The following is a 21,193-nucleotide window of genomic DNA, read 5'->3' on the forward strand; positions in this document are numbered from 1 at the left end:
TTCGCTTCCGTAGGGTTCCGCGCCGCCGGGCCTCGGTCCGGCAACGCCACATATCTGACACCGAGCCTACCGTCCGGGCCTCAGCCCCGACGAGGTGCCACCCCGTGGCCGGGCCGATTCAGGCGGAAATTTCGGCGTAGCCGGCGTCCCGGCTGCCGAGGTCACCGGTGGCGCCGGAGCGGTGTGCCCGCCCGCCCACCACCAGCACGTACGCCCAGTACGACGCCAGGACGGCGGCGCCGATCGCGATCTTGGCCCACACCGGCAGCTCGCTGGGCGTCACAAACCCTTCAACCACGCCCGAAACCAGCAGCACCAGGACCAGCCCGAGAGCCACCGTGATGAGCGAGCGGCCTTCCGCGGCGAGCGCCTGCGAACGACGGCGCGGCCGGGGAGCCACTACTGCCCAGAAGATACGCAGCCCGGCCGCGCCGGCCACAAAGACGGCCGTCAGTTCCATCAGGCCGTGCGGCAGGATGTAGCTGAAGAACACGTCCAGCTTCCCGGCGCCGGCGAAGACCCCCGCGGCGACGCCGACGCTCTGGGCGTTGCCGATCAGGATCATCGGGACCCAGAACCCGGTGATCCCCAGCGCCACGGCCTGGGCGGCGATCCACGCGTTATTGGTCCACACCAGGCCGGCGAAGGACGCGGCAGGATTCTCTGAGTAGTAGTTGATGAAGTCCTGCTCCACGTAGCGGCGGACCTCGGCATCCGAGCCCAGGGCCCGCAAGGCGTCCGGGGAGTTGCCGATCCAGAGGGCGTAGGCGGCGGCGACGAGGCAGAACGCGAGCCCGCACCAGACCGTCAGCCAGCGGATCCGGTACAGCGCGGCGGGCAGCGCCACGACGAAGAACTGCGCGAGGTCCTCCATAAAGTTCGATCGCGCACCGGTGAACCTGGTGCGGGCCTGGGCGAGGCTAGCTGACAGTGCCTCGGAGAGACCGCTCTCGGGCGCGACAGAGCGCAGCAGCGAGAGGTCGGCCGATGCGCCCTGGTAGAGCCGCAGCAGCTCGTCGGAGTCGGCCCCGCTAAGCCTGCGTTGGTGCGCCAGCGCGTGCAGCCGCGCCCATTTGTCCCCGTTCACCAGGGAGAACGCCTCGATGTCCACGGCACCACCCTAACGCCCGCGGACCCCCAGTTGTGCCCGCGCGCCCGTTCCCGCCCAGAACCGCGCCGGACGGTGGTTAGACTGTGCCTGATTGGCAGAGAAGCGGGGGTCCGGTTTGAGTTCCATCATCACAGGCGAGGGCGTGGTCCTTGAGCTGCGGCCGGCGTCGTTTGCGGCCCGGGCGCTGGGCCTGCTGCTGGACGTACTGGCACACGCCGCCGTGCTCTGGGGCCTGATGGTGGTGGTCGGTGCTGCCGCGCCCGACCTGGACCCCGCCGCCATGGGAGCCCTGGTCACCGTCGCGGTCGTCTTCTGTTTCGTGGTGCTGCCCGTCACGGTGGAAACCCTCAGCCGCGGCCTGTCCCTGGGAAAACTGGCCACCGGGCTGCGGATTGTGCGCGACGACGGCGGTGCGATCCGTTTCCGGCATGCCCTGATCCGGGGGCTGGTAGGTTTCGTCGAGATTTACGCGACGGTGGGCGGTCTGGCGATCGCCGTCGCGCTCTTCAACGGGAAGTCCAAGCGGCTCGGCGACCTGGTGGCCGGAACCTACGCGCTGCGGCGCCGGGTCCGGGCCGAAGCCCCGATCCTGCACAGCGTGCCGTACCCGCTGCAGCCCTGGGTTTCACTCGCGGACATCGGCCGGATCCCGGACGCCGCGGCCCGCCGCGCCTCGCTCTTCATCCGCCAGGCCCACCGCATGGCCCCCGGTTCCAGGGTGGCGATGGCGCAGTCGCTGGCCACCGAGCTGGCGGCGCACGTCGCTCCCCCGCCGCCAGCCGGAACCGGACCGGAGGAATACCTGGCCGCGGTGCTGGGCGAGCGGAGCCGCCGTGAACTGGACCGGCTGCGGCTCAGCCGGGAACGCAGCGCTCGCCTCGGCGCCCGGCTGAGCAGGTTGCCGCACCAGCGGGCCCGCTGACCGCGGGGCCGTTGCCGGCCGCAGCGGCTCAGCGTTTGCCGCAGCGGCTCAGCGTTTGGCGTACTGGACCCAGGGGATGTTCCAGTCGCCAAAGCCTTCCAGCGGCTCCACCGGCGCCGCGCCGGTGTTCAGCGTCTGGACCACGTCGCCGGTCTTCATGTTGGTGAAGAACCACTCGGCGTCCACCGGGAGCAGCCCGACGCAGCCGTGCGAGACGTTGAACCGGCCCACCGCACCCCACGCGGATTCCAGCGCCTGGTGGACGTAGACGCCCGACGTCGTCAGCCGGTTGGCGTACTCCACCGTCAGCGGCGGATAGTAGCCCTTGTCGCCGGGCTTGAGGCCGATGCTGCCGGCGTTGAACTTGGAGCGGCGCTCCTGCTCCATGATCACGGCGTAGCCGGACGGGGAAAGCCAGTCCTCCCCGCCAAGGGTGACCGGGGCGGTCCTGACCAGCCGTCCGTCGAAGTAGACCTTCATGGTCTTCGTGATGTCGTCCACGACGGCGAGTCGCTGCGGGCCCACCTTGTAGGACACCGGGACATCGGAATTGCCGACCATGCCGTTGCCGAAATCGACGCCGAACAATTTCAGGTCCACACTGATCCGGCTGTTGGCGGCCCAGAAGTTCTGCGGCCGGATCCGGACGCGCCGGTCGGAGTACCAGCGCCAGGCGACGGCCTGGCGGGAGGAGACGGTGACCTTTACGGCCTTCTCCATGGCTGCCTTGTTGATGACCGGCTCGCTGAACACGATCTCAATAGGCTGGCCGGCACCGATGGTACTGCCGTTGAGTGGGTAGACCGCGGCGTCGGCTTCGTTGGCCGTGGCGACGGTCGAGAAGCTCTGGACTTTCTTGGTCTCCCGGCCGGCGAGGTCCACGATCGTGAAGCTGTACCGGTAACGGGTGTCGAACTCCAAGGGATCCGCAGCGGTCCAGGTGGCACCGTCCGCGCTCGTGGTGCCGGGGACAGGCGCGCCGCCTGATTCGGGCTGCAGCACCACGTCCTTGACCACCCCGTTGACGGCCTTGACCGAGGGCAGCGCGGCCGGGTTGACGTCCCGGGCGCCGTCGGTCGGCGTCACCCCCAGTTCGACCGCCTTCACGACCGGTGCCACCAGGCCGGAGACGTTGCGCATCGGAGACGCCGATTCCGAGGGCAGATCGCTGTCCGCCCAGACCGGGCCTGTGGCGACGCCGATTCCGCCGGCACCGATGGCCAGGCAGATTCCGGCCACGGCCAGCATCTTGCCGGTATTTCTACCCCGCCTGCGCGGCCTTACCGTCTTGTCCATCCTGCATCCCCCAACTGCATATCCCCCGCTGCAAGTTCCCGGCACAAGTTCCCCGGGGCCCGGGCTTAGTTCGCGTATTTGGCCCAGGGGATGTTCCAGTCCCCGAAGCCGTCGTCGTACGCCGCGTAATCCCCGTCGGTGTTGACCACCTGAACCACGTCACCGGTGGTCATGTTGTCGAAGACCCACTTGGCACCCGCCGGGCCGAGGCCGACGCAGCCATGGGAGAGGTTCACCTTGCCGATGTAGGGCATCGCCGAGGCCGTGGCCTGGTGGATGAACTCGCCGCTGGGGGTCAGGCGTGTGGCGTAATTGACGTCGAGCTGGCCGTAGTAAGCCGGATCGCCTGGTTTGAGCCCGATGGTGGAGGCGTCCATGTGCTCCACCCGGTACTTTTCCATCAGCACAAGGTAGCCGCGCGCCGACGGGAATCGGGTGTCACCCATGGTGGCGGGCCACTTCCCGACTTGCCGGCCGTTGATCGAGGCCGTGAACGTGTGGGCCTTGGCGTCGGCCACGGCGACCTTCTTGTCCCCGATGTGGACCGTCACCTTCTTATTGAAGTTGCCGATCTGGCCCCGACCCAGGTTCACACCGAAAAGCTTGATGTCCATGGTGATGGTGCTGTTGGCCGCCCAAAAATTCTGCGGCCGGTACCGGACCATGGAGTTGGAGTACCAGTGGAAGTCCCCGACCTGCCCCGAGGTGGAGCTGATCTTGATGGCTTTTTCGACGGCGGCGCGGTTCAGCACCGGCTCGCTGAAGGTGAGCTGGAGCGGCTGCGCGACCCCGACCTTCATCCCGTCCAGCGGATAAATGGCCGCGTCGGCTTCGTTGGCGGTGGTGACCGTGGTGAAGCTGCGCGTGTTGTCGGTGGTGCGTCCCGCGCCGTCAACCACGGAGTAGCTGTAGGTGTACTGGGTATTGAATTCGAGCGGTCCCGCGGCGGACCAGCTGGTGCCGTCGGCGCTGAGCGTTCCGTCCACGGCTTGGCCCGATTCGCTGGTCAGGGCCGCGCGCTCAATCTTGCCGTTAGCGACTTTCAAGGTCACGGGCGCACCCGGGTTGACCTGGCTGGCGGCGTCGGCCGGCGCAGCGGCCAGCTGGAGCGGCGGCACGACCGGGAAGGCCAGGCCCTGGGTGGATCGCTCCGGCGAGCCTGATTCGGAGGCAAAGGACGGGTGGGCCAGCGGACCTGCCGCGGCGAAGACTCCGCCGCCCGCTGCCAGGGCACACACCGCCGCCAGGACGGCGACCTTTCGGCCGGTGCTCCAGGTTTTCGGGACGATCACAATACTCGGGTCCTTCCAGACGTTACCTTGAAAGCATAAGTGAGTTTCCGGTGCGCCCCGCCCTGGTTTGCGCCACGATACGGTCACAAAAGGGCCCCGGACGGCAGTCCGGGGCCCCTCTTAGCTGGCATGTGTGCCGTCTACAGCCGGTGTTTAGTAGCGGTAGTGCTCCGGCTTGTAGGGGCCGGCGGCGTCGAGGTCCAGGTAGGCAGCCTGTTCCTTGGTCAGCTCGGTCAGCTGCGCGCCGAGGGCGTCGAGGTGCAGACGGGCCACCTTCTCGTCGAGGATCTTCGGCAGCACGTACACCTGCTTTTCGTACTCGCGTTCGCCCTCGGGCTGGCCCGCCTTGGTGAACAGTTCGATCTGCGCGATGGTCTGGTTCGCGAAGGAGTTGCTCATCACGAAGGACGGGTGGCCGGTGGCGTTGCCGAGGTTCAGCAGGCGGCCTTCGGACAGGACGATGATGGAGCGCTGCTCCTCCGTGCCGGAGTCAAAGACCCATTCGTGCACCTGCGGCTTGATCTCGACCTTCTTGATGCCGGGGATCCGGGCCAGGCCAGCCATGTCGATCTCGTTGTCGAAGTGGCCGATGTTGCCCACGATCGCCTTGTCGCGCATCCCGGCCATGTGCTCGGCCATGATGACGTCCTTGTTGCCCGTGGTAGTGATGAAGATGTGGCCCTCGGCCAGGACGCTCTCGAGGGTGGCTACCTGGTAGCCGTCCATCGCCGCCTGCAGCGCGCAGATCGGGTCGATCTCGGTGACGATCACGCGCGAGCCCTGGCCGCGGAATGCTTCCGCGGCGCCCTTGCCGACGTCGCCGTAGCCGCAGACGACGGCGACCTTGCCGCCCATCAGCACGTCGGTGGCACGATTGATGCCGTCCGGCAGCGAGTGGCGGATGCCGTACTTGTTGTCGAACTTGCTCTTGGTGACGGAGTCGTTGACGTTGATCGCCGGGAACAGCAGCTTGCCCTGCTCGGCAAGCTGGTAGAGGCGGTGGACGCCCGTGGTGGTCTCCTCGGTCACGCCGAGCAGGCGCGAGCCGATCCGGGTCCACTTCTGCGGGTCCTTCTCCAGCGAGGCGCGGAGCACATCGAGGAAGACGCGGCCTTCCTCGGACTCGTCATCGCCGGCTGCCGGCACCGCACCGAGGGCTTCGAACTCCGCGCCCTTGTGCACCAGCATGGTGGCGTCGCCGCCGTCGTCGAGGATCATGTTCGGGCCCAGGTCCGGGTTGGCATCCGCGCCGGGCCAGGTCAGGATCTGCTCGGCCGTCCACCAGTATTCCTCGAGCGTCTCGCCCTTCCAGGCGAACACGGGGACGCCCTGCGGGTCCTCGACCGTGCCCTGGCCGACCACAACGGCTGCGGCTGCCTCGTTCTGGGTGGAGAAGATGTTGCAGGACGCCCAGCGGACTTCGGCGCCGAGGGCGGTGAGGGTTTCGATCAGCACGGCGGTCTGAACCGTCATGTGCAGCGAACCGGCGATCCGGGCGCCCTTCAGCGGCTGGCTTGCACCGAATTCCTCGCGCAGGGCCATCAGCCCCGGCATCTCGTGCTCTGCCAGGCGAATCTGGTGCCGGCCGGCCTCGGCCAGTGAAATGTCGGCAATTTTGTAATCGAAGGTCATGGGGATCCTTTGTGATAGCCGGAATGAAGCTGAAGTAATTGCAGGTGGTTCGGCGCCGGGACGCCCTCCGATGGGCCGGCCGCGGAATTTCCCGCCGCCGTCCGGGGCGGGCTACTCTGCTGCGTGGCGGGGCGCGCGGTCGTTCCGGCCGCCGTCGTGCTGATCCGAGGACGCCGCGGTGGCGGCGGCCAGCAGTTCCGGCGGGAGCAGCAGCGGGATGCCGTCCTCAATCCTGTAGCGAAGCTGCTGGCCGTTGGCGTCGGGGGAAACGGCGACGAGCTCTTCGCCTTCCTGCACCAGGGCCGAGCCGGTCACGGGGCAGCGCAGGACAGACAACAGTTCGGGACTGATAAGTGGCATGGTGAAGGCTCCCTGGGGGCGACGCCGGTGGCGCCGATGGCGTACGGAAATTTCTGTTCCCAGCCTACCGCCAGTTCGCGGCTCAGGAGGGTTCGCGCAGGACGCGCAGATGCCCCCGGCGGGTGCCGTCGGCAGCAGCAGGGGCTTCGAGGGCCGGATGCGCGGCGCGCTGGCTCTGGGCGGGTTCCGCGGGCCCGGGCCGGGCAGCGGCCTCGCGGACCGCGTGGGCGAGGGCCAGCAGGTCGTCCGGGCCGGGACCGGCCGGGGTTGCCGGCATCGCGAGCCTCAGGACTTCCCAGCCCCGCGGAACGGTCAGGGTATTGGCGTGCTGTTCGCAGAGGTCGTAACAGTGGGGTTCGGCGTAGGTGGCCAGCGGGCCGAGGACGGCCGTTGAGTCGGCATAGACGTACGTCAAAGTGGCCACCGCCGAATTGCGGCAGGCGGACCTTGAACACTGACGAATTGCACCCACGACATCACAGACTACTCCCCTCGTCCCCTGCTCCCGCGCATTGAAACGCGCCTCCCGTCCGCCATATCGCAGAAATCAGGCGCCGGGTTTAGAGTCAAGGTATGCAGTCATCGCACCATGATCCCGGCTTTACGGTCCGGTTGGCTGACCCCGGCGACGGCGTCGCCGCCAAGGGGAAGAGCTTTCGGCAGCGCCGCAGGAACCGGCACGGCCGCGGCCTGCGCGGCGAGTTGATGCTTCCCACCCTGCCCGGATACCGGACACGGTCGGACCGCTTTGATGACTTTGTCCTGGATTCGGCGCAGCGCCTGCACGACATCTGGGGCAAACCGCTGGACGGCGTCCGTTTCGCGGTCGAGGAAATCCCGCCCGGGCTCGAGAAACTTGTCGCTGACGGCACGCCCGCGCCGATGGGCTCCTACGTTCCGGCAACGGCGGAGGAGGGCCCCGTGATCACGCTGTACCGGCGGGTTGTGGAGCAGGCCTGCGGCAGCCGCGAAGAACTCCAGGACCTGGTGCATGACGTAGTCGTGGAGCGTACGGCCGAGATGCTCGGCGTCCCGCCCGAGTCGCTGGACCCGGTGTACCGCCGCCGCTACTAGGCGCCCGGTGCAACGCGCAGGCCGCTCCGGCTAACAGCCGGGACTAGTACCCGAGGGTGACCGGAAGCTGCTCCTGGCCGGCCGCGCCGGGGGTAACCGGGACGCTGGCAATGTCGGACTTGCCGCCCTGCTCCAACAGCACGGCCCCGTAGGCCGCATCCCCCGACGCCGAGACCAGGTAGCCCACCAGCGGCGAGCCACCCACGTCGCCCGGAACATTGATGGAAGCGGTGGTTCCGCCGGCAATGTCCACCGTGGCCGCGGCCCGGACCTTGCCGTCGGCCGTAATCGGCGTGTAGCTGATCGTGGCGCGGCCGTCTGGTGCGCCAAACGTCAGGAAGCGCTCCCCCGAACGGGGCACCGGGACCACGTGCTGGCTTCCGAGCCTCGCGGCGGACGGCGCCCAGGCAAAGTCGGCGGCAGCCTCGGCCTTGAGCCCGCGGGTGACCCGGGCTGCGGCGGCGAACGAAACGTCCGAGCTGGCGCTCACGGTGTAGTGCCCCGCGGGTACGCCCGCGAGGGAGACCTCGGTAACCGCGCCTGCCTTGGCGGTGACCACACCGCCGCCGGGCAGCGGTTTTTGCCCGTCGTGCCCGGAAAGTTTCACTTCCACCACGGCGTCGGCTGCGCCGGGGACGGTGATCTGCAAAGCGGGTTTGGCGTCGGCGAATCCGGTCTTCGCGCCCAGTGCCGCCAGCGCGTCCGGGCTCTGGATGTCGATGCCTGAGATGACCTGCCGGGTCGCGGGGGCCGTTCCCGGCGAAATGAAATCCACCCCGCCGGGGGTCAGCCCGCGGAGCACGCTCTGCTGTATGACGGCCGCAACCGGGCCGCCGGTGCTGCGTACCCGCACGCTCAGTTGCTCCTGCCCGGGCGCCAGGCCGGCAAGAATGATCGAGCGGGTGCTGCCCGGCGCGACCAGCAGGCCGCGGCTGCCCGGTGCCTGGATGGGGCCCTTGGCGCCGAAGAGGTCCAGACTGACGGTCGCCGGCGTCCCGGAGGCGTTGCTAAGATTCAGTACGGCGGTCCGGCCGAGTGCGGTGTTCGCCCCGACCAGCCAAAGGTCGTTGGCCGGATCCTGGCAGGCGGCGGCGGCCGCGCCGCGGAGATCCCCGTCCGCAGCCGTATAGCTCATTACGGCCCCGGCCGAGGATTGCTGGTTGCCGTGCGGATCCGCGCTGAGCACGGTGACGGCGTCGACACCGCGCTGCGGCACGACGCCGGCACGCAGGGCAGTCGCCGGCGCACCCGGGGCCGGGGTCTGCGTCGGAGCCGCGGCGGCTGGAGTGGCTTTGGCGAGTTCCACGAGCGGGCTGCCGGAGAGCGTGGCCAGCCGGCTGCCGGGAAGGTCGCCGGCGCTGGAGCTGATGACGACGGCGTTGACCGCACTTTTGGCGGTCGCCGATTCGGGGCTGAACTGCGGGTCCGTGCCGACAGGGGTGCCTTGGAGCAGCCGTGCCGGTCCCGGGCAGACGCCCACGCTGCTGCCGGCCGGAACCGCGGCCAGCGGCGCCTTGAGCGGCCGGCTGCCGGGAGCCTGCGGGGCGAGCGCGGCCGCCGCGACCAAGCCGCCGCCGGCAGCCACAAGCACTGCCGCGGACAGGACTCCCCCGATGGCGCCGGAGAGGCTCTTCAGCCGGGCCAGCACGGGAACCCCGGCGGCGGGACGCGGGTTGGCGCCGCGCGCGCTTCGGTCCCGCTTACTCTCGGCGGCCGGGGCCGCGGGCTGCTTGGCCGGTTCGGGCTGCTTGGCCGGCGTTACGCCGTCGTGGTCGTCATGCATGCTGATGTTCCTTACGCAGGGAGCCTTCGTCCCTGGAGAGCCCGGTGTTCGGACGGCGGGCGGGCATGGGAATGGCCAGCAGGATCGTCAGGCCGATCACGACGGCCTGGACAATGCCGGTCCAGAGAGCCCACGGGTTGTCGTAGCGGATGCTGAGCTGGCCGCCCTGGGCCGGCAGGGTAAACGCCTGCGCCCAGTCCGAGCTGGTGTCGGTCAGGCGCCGGCCGTCGATCCAGGCGCTCCAGCCCGGATCGGCCCGGTCGGCGAGGACCACCAGGCGGCCTTCCGGTCCGGCCGGCACGGACGCGTCGGCGGAGACCACACCTGCCGGCAACAATCCGACAGTGGCGCCGGCAGCGTTGACAATCCGGACGCGGTGCGCGACGTCGGCGGCTTTGGCTGCTGTCTCATTCAGCGGGCTGATCCGCCACAGCCAGCCGACGTCAGTCCGACCGACGGCCACGAGACCGGGGACGGCATCCATCCGGCTGGCCGTCAGTTCCGCCGAGCTGTCGCTGGCCTCCAGTACGACGAAGCCGACTCCGAGCTGTTCCAGCTGCCGGCGGGGGTCCACGCCCTGGCCCGCGGCGATTGTCGCCACCACGCTGCGCAGGGATGCTGCGACCGCGTCGTCGTCCCGGACTTTCTCTTTCCCGGGATCACCCGTCACCGGACGGGCGGTGGCCACGGCGGACAGCTCGTCCAGCCTGGTGCCGTCGCCGCGCATGAGTGCTGCCGCGAACGATCCGTCCTCCTTGGCGGAGATGACCAGGGTCCGGGTCTGCTCCGGCCCCTCCCCCCGGTCGATGGCCGTCGCGGGGAGCGTGCGGGCCTTGCTGGCCTGCACCAGCCGGCGGGTGCCGAGCGGAGCATTGCCTTGGCTGGCGTCGGCGCCCGCATCTGCGCCGGGGATGCTGCCGACGGCGCCGGCGGCGTCCGGTGCGGCGTCGTTACCCGGTGCGGCGTCGCTATCCGCTGAGGCCGCGGGCGGGTCGGACTGCAGCACGTTGTGTGCGGCCCACGCGGTGAGCCCGGCGAGCGGACCGGCAAGCAGGAGCACGGTTGCGATGACGGCCGTTCCACGGACGAGGATTTTGTGAGCCAGGAACCTGCGTCCCGGCGCGGCCACGGCAGTGGCATCGGCGGCGTCGAGCAGGGCATCGGCGCCGAGCAGCGCCGCGCCCAGCAGCGCGAACGCCGCTGCCGATACCGCAGGCCCGGTGAACGGCGTGACCAATACCTCGGCGCTGGCGCCGGTGGCGACGTGCCCGGCCAGCCAGCCGCCCGCCAGCATCACTACGCCGGCGGCCCAGAAGCTCCGGGCCAGCCGCGGCCGACGGCCGGTTCCGCGCCGGCCCGGGAGGAAGAGCGCGGCAAGGGCCAGCAAAAGGACGGGCAGGCCAAGCAGCAGCGCCAGCAACAGCGCCCACGGCACGGCTCCCGGACCGAAAACCGACAGTCCGGCCAAGCCGGCGCCTGACTCGAAGCGCAGCGGCTGGCCCAGCGCCTGTTGCCAGAGCGGCGCGGCGTCAAAGCCAAGCGGCAGTCCCGGATCGGCCAGCAGCGCCCGCGGCCGGTCGAGGGCAGAGATTGCAAAGGGAAGGAACAGGGCAGCGCTGGGAAGCAGCGACCACCAGAGCGTGCGCCCTCGGCCCCGCAGCAGCACGCCGCACAGTATGACGACGGCGAAGGACGGCAGCAGTAACGACGGCGCCGCCGCGGTCACGACTGCCAGCGCCAGTCCGGCCGCGGCTGCCGCGGTCCAGGATGGGGTGCCGTTGATACCGGGCTTGGCCGGGGGCATTTCGGTGAAGCGCCGCTCGCCCGGCAGCGGGACGGCAAAGCGTCCGCGGCCGAGAACGGAGCCGGTGGCGCGGAGCAGGGCCAGGACGAGCAACGGGATCATCACGTGTGCAATGAGCGCGCCGAGACGGCCCTGGTTGAGCGCGACCTGAAGGGCGGGAGCGCCGGCCCAGACGAGCGCGGCGGCGAGCCGCAGCCGGCGTCGGCGTGTCAGCGCCCCGGCGGCGAACCAGGCGCCCAGTGCAGACAACGGCATGGCCAGGACCAGCAGCCATGCCACGGCGCCGCTGGCGTTGCCGGCGCCGAGGACGCCGAGGACCCAGAGCAGGTAGCCGAACGGGTCCCCGTGGCCCGGCAGCCCGGCGCCCAGCGCAATCCACCAGCCGGAGGCGTGGTTCCAGATCTCGTCCAGCCGTGCCGAAGCCGGGATCAGCGCGCCGCCGGTGACGGCGTCGGCGCGGAAGAGGCTCAGCAGGCCGACCAGGGAGGCCGCAGCAGTGAGCAACAGGGCCAGCAGGGCGCCGTTGCCCACCCAGCCGCGCTCGGTGGTGCCCAGCGCGGCGAAGTCGTCGGCGGAGTCCCCGCTGGGTTGTTCGGCGAGCGGATCGTGTTGGGAAAGCGCGTCGGCTTCGTCGGATCCGAGGGCCTCCATCAGCGACCGCCGGTGCGCCCAGACCTCCCGCCGCGGCGTCTGCAGCCCCTTGATGACAGAACGCCGGATGCGGCGCGTGCGGGCCGCATTGCGCCGGCCGCGGTACACGGCTGCGGGCCTTCCGAGTGCGCCAAAGGTTGCCAGCAGCTGGGAGAACCCGTGGCCGGGGTCCTTGACGGCGATGCTGAGGACGAGTTTGAAGAGGCTACCCAGGAGGGCGCCGACGGCGTGCAGCGGAACCTTCCAGAGCGCGGCGTGCTTGAGCCGCAGGTGGACCTGTGCCTTGCGGGCGGCGGCAGCGTTGCCCAGGGCTTGCGGCCGGTGCGAAACGTGGAAGATCCGGGCGCTCGGAACCACCACGACGCGGTGGCCGGCGAGCCGGTTGCGCCAGCAAAAGTCGACGTCGTCGCCGCTGCCCGGAAGGGCCGGGTCAAAGCCGCGGAGGTCCTCCCAGACGTCGCGGCGCACCAGCATGCCGGCCGAGTTCACGGCGAAGGTGTCGCTGCGGCCGTCATACTGGCCCTGGTCGAGCTCGTCGGCCTCGATGAGTGTCAGGCGCTCGGCCCAACGGCTGATGGACAGTCCCACGTCGATCAGCCGCCTACCGGCATGCCAGTCAAGCTGCTTGCAGCCGGCCACCGTGACCGAGGGCGCCCGCTCCACGGCATGCAACAGCTCGGCAAGGGCCTCGGGGGCCGGTGCGGCATCATCATGGAGCAGCCAGATCCAGTCGGAGCTGGCCTGTCCAGAGTCCCCGCGCCAGGGCGCGAGTGCGTTCAGACCCGCCTGGACGGCACCGCCCATACCGCTCCTGGACTGGTCGAAGACGGTGACGTTGGCCTTGCCGAGCGCCTGCTCGAGCAGGGCCGCCGAGTGGTCTCGGGAACCCGTGTCAACTCCGATGGCCGCGTCCGCCGGACGGGTCTGAGCCGCCAATGCCGCCAGGGTCCTGGGGAGATAGTCACCGCCGTTGTGGGCTACCACAACTGCGGTGACTCGTACTTCTTGAAGAATTAGACTGCCCGCTTCCTAAGCCGGCGGCGTTCCCGCTCGGAGAGGCCGCCCCAGATGCCGAAGCGCTCGTCGTTGGACAAGGCGTACTCCAGGCACTGCGAACGTACATTGCATGCACCGCAGACCTTTTTGGCGTCCCGCGTGGAGCCTCCCTTTTCAGGGAAGAAGGCCTCCGGGTCGGTCTGCGCGCAGAGCGCATCTGTCTGCCATCCGAGCTCGCCTTCATCATCGAAGTCCTGCCCGGACGGCAACCCGATCCACACCGGCTGGGCGGTGGTTCCGGAGTGCAGGGTCTGCAGTTCCATTGGCGGGTCGAGCGGATCGTTGTCCTGCTCCGGGTTTCCCGCCAGAAGTGCTTCATGGGCTGCGAGGAAGGCAGTGGCCTGGTCCTGCAGCGAATCCTGGGTGTGTTCGTTGTACCGCTCCGCGGCGTCCGGATCGGCCGGGTCTACGTACCAGTCGCTCGGCACCCCGCGTGAACGGTATTTTGCCGTCGCCTGGCCGGCGACAATTTCATCTTCATGGATACGCTCTGCAAGCCCCATTGGCGTTCCCTCTCTGATTTTTGCAGCCCCTGCCTGACCCTCGGACACTCGGTTGTGTGCCGCCTGATGCGCAGTGGCTTTCGATACCTAATTACACGTGTGTAAGTATCCGGGAGTCAAGCCGCAGCGGAGATAATAATCAATTTCCGTGAGAATCTCCGGGCACGCCACGCCCGGGAGTTTTAGCGGCTCGGGCGCTTATCGGCGCGGATTTGACAGCATACTGAGCATTTCCCGGCCGTTTTCCTGGGACTCTCCTGTGATTGCGCTGGTTTTCGGCCACCGCCCTCCACCGCGCCGGGGCCACAGCCGCCGCCTCGGACGTATGGTCGTGACCGAGATCACAGCAAACCCGGCCGTGGCAAGATGAGGGCATGAGCATCCCGGCATTCCAACTGATGACAGCCCTGCGGTCCGGCCAGTCGACCTCTCCCCGTTTGACCTGGTACGGCCCGGACGCCGAGCGTGTGGAACTCTCCGGCCGGGTGCTGGATAACTGGGTGGCCAAGACCAGCAATTTCCTGCAGGACGAGCTGGATGCGGAACCGGGAACGCGGCTACGGCTGGACCTGCCGGCGCACTGGAAGTCCGTGGTGCTTGCCCTGGCCGCCTGGCAGCTGGGCATGGAGGTGGTACTCGATGCCGCGGAGGCCGAGCTGCTCGCCACGGCGGAGCCGGGTCCGGCGGCCGCTGAAGGCGCGTTCGACGCCGTCGTGGCCGTCGCGCTGCCGGCGCTGGCGATGCGCTGGCCCGGCGAGCTGCCCTCCGGCGTCGTGGACTATGCCGCCGAGGTGCGCTCCCATGGCGACTTCTTCATGCCGCATGTCGATCCCGAAGCCGGCCGCCGGGCCGTGCAGGGCGCGGACGGGGACGCGTACAGCCATGCCGAGCTGCTGCAGGGTTTCGCGGCCCCGGCGAAGGACTCCCCCGCGGCGTCCGCGGAGGGCGGGGAGCGGTTGCTGGTCCGTGCCGCCGAGGGCCTGGAGTCGGTGCTGGCGCAGTCCCTCGGGGCATGGCAGCACGATGGCTCCGTGGTGCTGGTGCACCCGGACGTTGCGGTGACCGAGCGGCTGCTAAGTGACGAGCGGATCAGCCGAAGCTGACCCTGCCGGCCTACTCAGCGGCGGGGCCCGCTCAGAGTCGGGGCCGGCTCAGCGGTTGTCGCCGCCGGGAACGTCCCTATCCTGGACGGCCTGCCCCGGGACCCGCGCGGCGTCCTGGCCGTGCGGCTGCCGTTCGATGATCTCGTGGTCGTGGGAGAACTCCGGCTCGTCGTCGAGTTCCTTGTTGAAGACGAGAAAGCGGTAGGCGAAGAACCGCACCACCGTGGCGACGAGGATGCCCACGACGCCGGCGAAGAAGAGCATGTTCTTGTCCGTGATGCCCATGCCGTACTTGGCGAGGGCGGTGAGGCCGGTGGAGATGCCGATGCCGATGCCGTTGATGAGGACGAACATGGCAAATTCGCGCAGCACGTTCTCCTGGCGCCGGTGGCGGAACGTCCAGAATCGGTTCGCGATCCAGGAGAAGATCGTGGCGACGGTCGCGCCGACGAAGCGGGCCTTCGCCTCGCTGTCGGACATGGGGCCGTGCATCAGGTAATACGTCAAACCGTTGTCGATGATGAAAGCGACACCGCCGACGGCGCCGAACTTGGCCACTTCACGCCAGAAGAGCGAGGCAAGCCCGCGCGCACGATCTGCAAGTGTGTTAATCATGACCCTCCGTGGGCATTTGTATCTGGGGAAGCTGGCGGCCACATGGCCAACGGCCCATTTTAGCGCCGTTTCCCGGTTGCGCGCCCCCGGCCGTCGTCAATCCGGCCCGCCGCCCGGCAATCCAACTCTGATCCGGGGCTCAATCCGGGACCCAAAAAACGCTTGTTTGCGCGGTCCGAGCGCGCGAAGGCCGGTTCCGCGGAGGTTTTCGGTAGGCTGGGAGATGTGACTTTTCCTGTAATCGGCGTGGTTGGCGGCGGCCAACTTGCCCGCATGATGGCCCCTGCCGCGACCGCCCTCGGCTTCGAACTCCGTGTCCTCGCCGAGGCTGAGGACGTTTCCGCCGTCGCGGCCGTGGCCAAGGCTCCGGTCGGCGACTACACGGACCTTGACCACCTGCTGGAGTTCTCCCGCGGCCTGGACGTGCTGACCTTTGACCACGAGCACGTCCCCACCGGGCACCTCCGCGCCCTGATCGACGCCGGTGTCAACGTCCACCCAGGCCCCGATGCCCTGGTCAACGCGCAGGACAAGCTGGTGATGCGCGCCGCGATCGACCGGCTGGAACTGCCCAATCCGCGCTGGGCCGCCGTGGCCGGAGTCGACGAACTCGTGGCCTTCGGGGATGACGCCGGCTGGCCGGTGGTGCTCAAGACGCCCCGGGGCGGCTACGACGGCAAGGGCGTGCGGATCGTCGCCTCAGCCGAGGACGCCGCGGAGTCGACCGACTGGTTCGAAGCCATGTCCCCGCTCCTGGCCGAAGCCAAGGTGGAGTTCAGCCGCGAGCTCTCGGCCATGGTGGCGCGTACGCCCGGCGGCGAATCCCGAGCTTGGCCGGTGGTGCACACCGTCCAGGTCGACGGTGTCTGTGACGAGGTCATCGCCCCCGCCCTGGACATCCCGCTGGAGGTTGCCGCCGCGGCCGAGGACGCCGCCGTCCGGATCGCCAACGAACTCGGCGTCACGGGCGTCATGGCCGTGGAAATGTTCGAAACCCCCGGCGTAGGCTCCGGCTTCCTGATCAACGAACTCGCCATGCGCCCACACAACACCGGCCACTGGACGCAGGACGGCTCGGTCACCAGCCAGTTCGAACAGCACCTGCGCGCCATCCTGGACCTGCCGCTGGGCGCCACCGACCTGCTGGGCCCCGTCGTGGTGATGAAGAACTTCCTCGGCGGCGCGAACCAGAACCTGTTCTCCGCCTACCCCGCGGCCCTCGCCAGCGAGCCGGCCGCCAAGGTCCACTGCTACGGAAAGGCCGTGCGGCCGGGCCGGAAGATCGGGCACGTCAACCTGGTCGGAACCTCTGCCGCCGACGTCGATTCCGTCCGGCAGCGTGCCGCGACCGTCGCCAACATCATCCGGGACGGCCGGGCGCATGCCGGCGCCGCTCCGGTGCACCCCGAGGAGAACGCGTGAACGCCAGCACCGAAGCCCAAGACTCCGCTTCCCGGAACTCCGGAAACGGGGCGGCCCCGATCGTCGGGCTCGTGATGGGCTCCGACTCCGACTGGCCCGTGATGGAGGCTGCCGCTGAGGCGTTGGCCGAATTCGGCATCCCGTTCGAAGCCGACGTCGTCTCCGCCCACCGGATGCCCACCGAGATGATCCGCTACGGGCAGACCGCTCATGAACGAGGCCTGCGCGTCATCATCGCCGGCGCCGGAGGCGCAGCACACCTCCCCGGCATGCTCGCGTCCGTGACTCCCCTGCCGGTGATTGGCGTGCCCGTGCCGCTGAAAACCCTGGACGGGATGGATTCGCTGCTCTCCATCGTGCAGATGCCCGCCGGCGTGCCGGTGGCCACGGTCTCGATCGCCGGCGCCCGTAACGCCGGGTTGCTCGCGGTGCGGATGCTGGCCTCGGGGACGGATGAGCTTGCGGCCCAGCTGCGGTCCGAACTGGTGCGGTTCGCCCAGGACCTCAACGACGCCGCCACCCGCAAGGGCGCTAACCTGCGCAGCAAGGTGGCCGAAGTCTTCTCCGACGAAAACAGCGTCACGCGGAGCGGCCGGTAGGTCCGCACATGAGCAAAGGATTCGCCGCCGCGCAGGAAAAGACGCAGCCGCCACGCGGTGCCCTGACGGACCCGGTCCGCTACCCTTCCGGAGCCGCGTCGCCGGTCCTGGCTCGGCGTGCCTTCCTGCTGATCCTGATGACACTGGTGGTCCCGGGCAGCGCCCAGACCGTCGCCGGCAACCGCCGGCTGGGCCGGTTCGCGTTGCGTATAACGCTCACTGCCTGGGTCCTGATCATTGCGGCCCTCGTCCTGCTCCTGGTGTCGCGGCCGACGTTGATTAATTTCATCGCCAATCCCGCCACCTCGCTCGTGCTGGTCATCGTGCTTGCGCTGCTCGCCCTCGGCTGGGCCGTCCTGTTCCTCAACACGCTGCGCCTGATCCGCCCGGTGCTGCTCCAGCCGGGGACGCGCGCCGCCGTCGTGATCACCCTGGTGCTGGCGATGGTGCTCAGCAGCGGCAGCCTGGGCTACGCGGCCTACCTGCTGAACGTGGGCCGGGACGCAATCGGAACGATCTTCGCCAACGGCCCGGCGATGGAGCCGTCCGAAGGCCGTTACAACTTTCTGATGATGGGCGGCGATGCCGGGGCAGACCGCACCGGCCGCCGCCCGGACAGCCTTTCCGTGATCAGTGTGGACGCCAAGACCGGCAAGGCGGCGATCATCTCCATCCCGCGCAACCTCCAGAACGCACAGTTCAGCGAGGGCTCACCGATGCGGAAGATCTACCCGGACGGCTACGACTGCGGCGATGAGTGCCTCATCAACGCCATCAATACCGAGGTCACCAACAAGTACAAGAAGCTTTACCCCGGCGTTCAGGATCCAGGCGCCCAAGCCACCCTCGAGGCGGTCTCGGGAACCCTCGGTATCAAGGTGCAGGCCTACGTCCTCGTGGACATGGATGGCTTCGCCAAACTCATCGACGCCATGGGCGGCATCCGGATCAAGGCCGGCGGCTGGGTTCCGATCAGCGGACCCACCATCGACGAAGCCCATGGAATCCATGGCATGCCGCTGGGCTGGATCCCGGCCGGCGACAACAAGCTGGACGGTTTTCACGCCCTTTGGTACGGCCGCTCCCGCGAGTTCGTCGACGACTACGCCCGTATTGCGCGCCAGCAGTGCGTCCAGCAGGCAATGCTCAAGCAGATGGATCCAGCCACCCTGCTCTCGAAGTTCGAAGACATCGTCAAGGCCGGCACCAAGGTGGTCGACTCCAATATTTCCGCCAGCCAACTCGGCAGTTTCGTGGACCTCGCGATGAAGTCCAAGGGTCAGCCGGTGAGCCGGCTGACGATCGGGCCGCCGGACTTCGACGCCACCTTCTCCACGGTTCCGGACTTCAACAAGATCCACCGGGCAGTCGACAAGCTGCTCGGCCCTGCTCCCGCGGCGGGGGCGGCCGACGACTCCATCCGCCAGCCTTCCCTGGTTCCGGGGCCGCTTTCCGCGGCCGGCGGGGTCTCCCGGGCCGAGCCCGGCACGAAGCCCGCACCGTCGCCGTCGTCCTCTGACTTCACGCCGGTGACCACGACGCCGGAGGGCGAGCCGATCACCGAGAAGATGCTTAATGATTTCAAGCGCAACGGTGACGAGCAGTCCATCCGCAACCTGGTGGCAACCAACGGCCAGTGCGCGCCGCTCTAGGTCCCGGCGTCCGTTCCGTCCCTACCGCCGGCTCCCGCCACCAGCTCGCCACGAGCAGATAGGTTTCCCGTGTACGAACTTGAGAACGTCCTTCGGCCCTACGCCTGGGGATCGAGCACCGCGATTGCCGGCCTGCTCGGCCGTCCTGCTTCCGGCGGCCCGGAGGCCGAACTGTGGATCGGGGCCCATCCGGACTCCCCGTCGCTGGTTGTCACCTCCGCCGACGTTTCCGCGCCCCGCGGGGACGGAGACGACGGCGGCCGGCTGGCCCTGGATGAGCTGATCGCCGGCGACCCGCAACACCATCTCGGCAATGACAGCGTGGACCGCTTTGGTCCGCGCCTGCCGTTCCTGCTCAAGGTCCTGGCCGCCGAGCGCCCGCTGTCCCTGCAGGTGCACCCGACGCTGGAACAGGCCCGGGCCGGGTTCGCCCGCGAGGAGGCTGCCGGCGTCGACCGTGCCGCCGCGGAGCGGAACTACAAGGACGACAATCACAAGCCGGAAATGATCTTCGCCCTGACCCGGTTCGAGGCGCTCTGCGGGTTCCGGCCCGCCGCCGAGTCCAAGGCCGTGTTCCTGCAACTGGTTCAGTGCATTGAACTTATGGGCCTGGACGTCCCTGCCCTGCTCCCCCGGCTGCTCGAGGACCTGTCCCAGTCCGAGGAGCGCTCAGCCCTGCGTTCCGCCTTCGAGCGGCTGATCGCCGGCGGCGAAGACGTCTCCGCGGCGACCGCCGCCATCGTCGAGGCGCTGGTTTCCGGCGCGCCGATGGCATCGCACGTGCCGGAGCTGACCACGGTGGTGAACCTCAACCACGACTACCCCGGGGATCCCGGCGTGCTGATCTCGCTGCTCCTGAACCGGATCTCCCTCGCCCCCGGCGAGGCGGTGTACCTCCCGGCCGGCAACGTGCACGCCTACCTGCACGGACTGGGCATCGAGGTGATGGCGTCCTCCGACAACGTGCTCCGCGGCGGCCTGACACCGAAATTCGTCGATGTGCCGGAGCTGCTGAAGACGATCGCGTTCGAGGCCGTCGGAGTGCCTACCCTCAGCGCCGAGACGACGATGCTGGGCCAGGAACTCTACCGGCCGCCGTTCCAGGAATTCGCGCTGCAGCGGGTGGAACTGCGCCCCGGCGCGGAACCGGTTCCGCTGGCGCAGTCCGGGGCCGCGGTCATCATCGTGGTTTCCGGCGCAGTACTGCTGGACTCCCCCAAGGGCGATCTGCAGCTGGAACGGGGCGCGTCCGCGTTCCTCCCGGCCGCCGAGGCGCCGGTTAACGTGCACCCCGTCACCGGTGCCACCGGGCCCGCCGTGGCCTTTGCCGTCACTACCGGAATGAAGGCCTGAACCGTGGATTACTTCCTGCAAGGCCCGCACTGGGCCGATGTCCAGCGCGGCCTGGGCCGCACCGTCCACGAACAGGCCGGGGAGGGCTGGCGTTTCCTCGCAGTGGAGGAAAGCAACCCCGCCGGGAAGGTGCTCTACGCCCCGTACGGGCCGCTTGCCGAGTCCCTCGAGGCCTTCGACGCCGCGCTGGAATCCCTGACGGCGCTTGCGCGCCGGATCGGGGCGGTCTGCGTCCGCCTGGAACCGGTCAGCGCCGGCTTTGCGGCCGCCGACGCCGGCACCGTGCTGCGGAGCCGCCGCCTGCGGCCCGCGCCGGCGAACCTGCAGCCGGAGCTGAGCTGGATCGTGGACCTCGACCGGGACTTCAAGGAAGTGCTGGCGGACATGAAGCCGGCCAACCGGAACCTGTACCGCAATATCCACAAGAAGGGCGTGACGTTCCGGTCCAGCCAGGATCCCGCGGAGATCTCCGTGCTGCTGAAGTTCCTGCACCTGACCGCGGCCCGCAACGGCTTCAAACCGCAAAGTGACGAGTACCTGAGCCAGGTGGCCCGGACGCTGATGCCAGCCGGCGCCGCAACGCTGTTCATCGCCGAGCTCGAGGGCACGCCAATCGCAGCCGCCCTTGCCTACGACTCCGCGGACACCCGCACCTATGCGCACGCCGCGCTGGACGACACGCACCGGAAGCTCAGCGCGGGCATTCCGCTGCTGGTCACGCTGATGGCCGACGCCAAGGAAAAGGGCCTGGCGCACGTGGATCTCTGGGGAGTGGCGCCCGCAGACCAGCCCGACCACAAGTGGGCCGGCTTCACGGCGTTCAAGAAATCCTTCGGGGGCCGTGAAATTGCGTACCCCGGAACCTGGGACCTGCCGGTGAAGAAACTTCGCTACGGGGCCTACCAGCTTGCCCGCAAGGGCGCCCAGCTCCTCAAGGGGCTGCGCGCCAAGCTACGTAAGTAGGG

18 protein-coding genes are annotated in these 21,193 nt (G+C 69.0%); 8 read left to right on the top strand and 10 right to left on the bottom strand.

Features of this window, described 5'->3' with window-relative positions; all coding sequences use genetic code 11:
• Positions 1–118 precede the first annotated feature (118 nt).
• Positions 119–1,111 (bottom strand): stage II sporulation protein M, encoded by a 993-nt coding sequence (locus tag AC1DNC_RS06760; protein WP_476861788.1) that lies wholly within the window; start codon positions 1,109–1,111, stop codon positions 119–121.
• 115 nt (positions 1,112–1,226) lie between these two features.
• Between AC1DNC_RS06760 and AC1DNC_RS06765 the strand changes: the two genes are divergently transcribed.
• A complete protein-coding gene (locus AC1DNC_RS06765; RefSeq protein WP_476861904.1) occupies positions 1,227–2,033 on the top strand; it encodes an RDD family protein in 807 nt (268 codons plus the stop codon).
• Positions 2,034–2,081: 48 nt separating this feature from the next.
• On the opposite strand, the gene AC1DNC_RS06770 is transcribed toward AC1DNC_RS06765, so the two are convergent.
• The 5 genes from AC1DNC_RS06770 to AC1DNC_RS06790 all read right to left on the bottom strand — a co-directional run bounded on the left by AC1DNC_RS06770 (position 2,082) and on the right by AC1DNC_RS06790 (position 7,085).
• On the bottom strand, positions 2,082–3,329 hold the full coding sequence (locus tag AC1DNC_RS06770) for a L,D-transpeptidase (protein ID WP_476861789.1): 1,248 nt from the start codon (positions 3,327–3,329) through the stop codon (positions 2,082–2,084).
• Positions 3,330–3,394: 65 nt separating this feature from the next.
• Positions 3,395–4,621: a L,D-transpeptidase gene (locus AC1DNC_RS06775; protein ID WP_476861790.1), complete on the bottom strand. Its 1,227-nt coding sequence runs from the start codon at positions 4,619–4,621 to the stop codon at positions 3,395–3,397.
• Positions 4,622–4,774: 153 nt separating this feature from the next.
• Entirely contained in the window at positions 4,775–6,253 is a 1,479-nt protein-coding gene (gene ahcY / locus AC1DNC_RS06780) for an adenosylhomocysteinase (RefSeq protein ID WP_476861791.1), read from the bottom strand.
• Between the two features lie 111 nt (positions 6,254–6,364).
• Entirely contained in the window at positions 6,365–6,613 is a 249-nt protein-coding gene (locus AC1DNC_RS06785) for a Trm112 family protein (protein ID WP_476861792.1), read from the bottom strand.
• An 82-nt stretch (positions 6,614–6,695) separates the two neighbouring features.
• Positions 6,696–7,085: a DUF3499 domain-containing protein gene (locus tag AC1DNC_RS06790; RefSeq protein WP_476861793.1), complete on the bottom strand. Its 390-nt coding sequence runs from the start codon at positions 7,083–7,085 to the stop codon at positions 6,696–6,698.
• Between the two features lie 101 nt (positions 7,086–7,186).
• Here AC1DNC_RS06790 and AC1DNC_RS06795 point away from each other — a divergent pair, with 101 nt between their 5' ends.
• A complete protein-coding gene (locus AC1DNC_RS06795; RefSeq protein ID WP_476861794.1) occupies positions 7,187–7,687 on the top strand; it encodes a metallopeptidase family protein in 501 nt (166 codons plus the stop codon).
• 43 nt (positions 7,688–7,730) lie between these two features.
• Here AC1DNC_RS06795 and AC1DNC_RS06800 read toward each other — a convergent pair whose 3' ends face one another.
• Genes AC1DNC_RS06800 through AC1DNC_RS06810 form a run of 3 tightly spaced genes read right to left on the bottom strand, consistent with a single transcriptional unit; the run spans position 7,731 to position 13,484 of the window.
• On the bottom strand, positions 7,731–9,470 hold the full coding sequence (locus AC1DNC_RS06800; protein ID WP_476861795.1) for a DUF5719 family protein: 1,740 nt from the start codon (positions 9,468–9,470) through the stop codon (positions 7,731–7,733).
• Complete coding sequence (locus AC1DNC_RS06805; RefSeq protein ID WP_476861796.1) at positions 9,463–12,909, bottom strand: glycosyltransferase; 3,447 nt, start codon at positions 12,907–12,909, stop codon at positions 9,463–9,465. Before AC1DNC_RS06805 ends, AC1DNC_RS06800 begins: the two co-directional genes overlap by 8 nt.
• Positions 12,910–12,938: 29 nt before the next feature.
• On the bottom strand, positions 12,939–13,484 hold the full coding sequence (locus tag AC1DNC_RS06810; protein WP_476861797.1) for a WhiB family transcriptional regulator: 546 nt from the start codon (positions 13,482–13,484) through the stop codon (positions 12,939–12,941).
• 374 nt (positions 13,485–13,858) lie between these two features.
• Here AC1DNC_RS06810 and AC1DNC_RS06815 point away from each other — a divergent pair, with 374 nt between their 5' ends.
• Positions 13,859–14,587, top strand: a complete 729-nt coding sequence (locus AC1DNC_RS06815) for a TIGR03089 family protein (protein WP_476861798.1) — start codon at positions 13,859–13,861, stop codon at positions 14,585–14,587.
• 48 nt (positions 14,588–14,635) lie between these two features.
• Here AC1DNC_RS06815 and AC1DNC_RS06820 read toward each other — a convergent pair whose 3' ends face one another.
• Positions 14,636–15,202, bottom strand: a complete 567-nt coding sequence (locus tag AC1DNC_RS06820) for a GtrA family protein (protein ID WP_476861799.1) — start codon at positions 15,200–15,202, stop codon at positions 14,636–14,638.
• Positions 15,203–15,475: 273 nt separating this feature from the next.
• Between AC1DNC_RS06820 and AC1DNC_RS06825 the strand changes: the two genes are divergently transcribed.
• From AC1DNC_RS06825 to AC1DNC_RS06845, 5 genes are all read left to right on the top strand, one after another.
• On the top strand, positions 15,476–16,624 hold the full coding sequence (locus tag AC1DNC_RS06825; RefSeq protein WP_476861905.1) for a 5-(carboxyamino)imidazole ribonucleotide synthase: 1,149 nt from the start codon (positions 15,476–15,478) through the stop codon (positions 16,622–16,624).
• 74 nt (positions 16,625–16,698) lie between these two features.
• A complete protein-coding gene (gene purE, locus AC1DNC_RS06830; protein WP_476861906.1) occupies positions 16,699–17,223 on the top strand; it encodes a 5-(carboxyamino)imidazole ribonucleotide mutase in 525 nt (174 codons plus the stop codon).
• 8 nt (positions 17,224–17,231) lie between these two features.
• Positions 17,232–18,875, top strand: coding sequence for an LCP family protein (locus tag AC1DNC_RS06835; protein WP_476861800.1), 1,644 nt, complete (start codon positions 17,232–17,234; stop codon positions 18,873–18,875).
• Positions 18,876–18,944: 69 nt separating this feature from the next.
• Positions 18,945–20,228, top strand: a complete 1,284-nt coding sequence (gene manA / locus AC1DNC_RS06840; RefSeq protein WP_476861801.1) for a mannose-6-phosphate isomerase, class I — start codon at positions 18,945–18,947, stop codon at positions 20,226–20,228.
• 3 nt (positions 20,229–20,231) lie between these two features.
• On the top strand, positions 20,232–21,191 hold the full coding sequence (locus AC1DNC_RS06845) for a lipid II:glycine glycyltransferase FemX (RefSeq protein WP_476861802.1): 960 nt from the start codon (positions 20,232–20,234) through the stop codon (positions 21,189–21,191).
• Positions 21,192–21,193 lie beyond the last annotated feature (2 nt).

The sequence above is a fragment of the Arthrobacter sp. 01N442 genome, assembly GCF_056399345.1.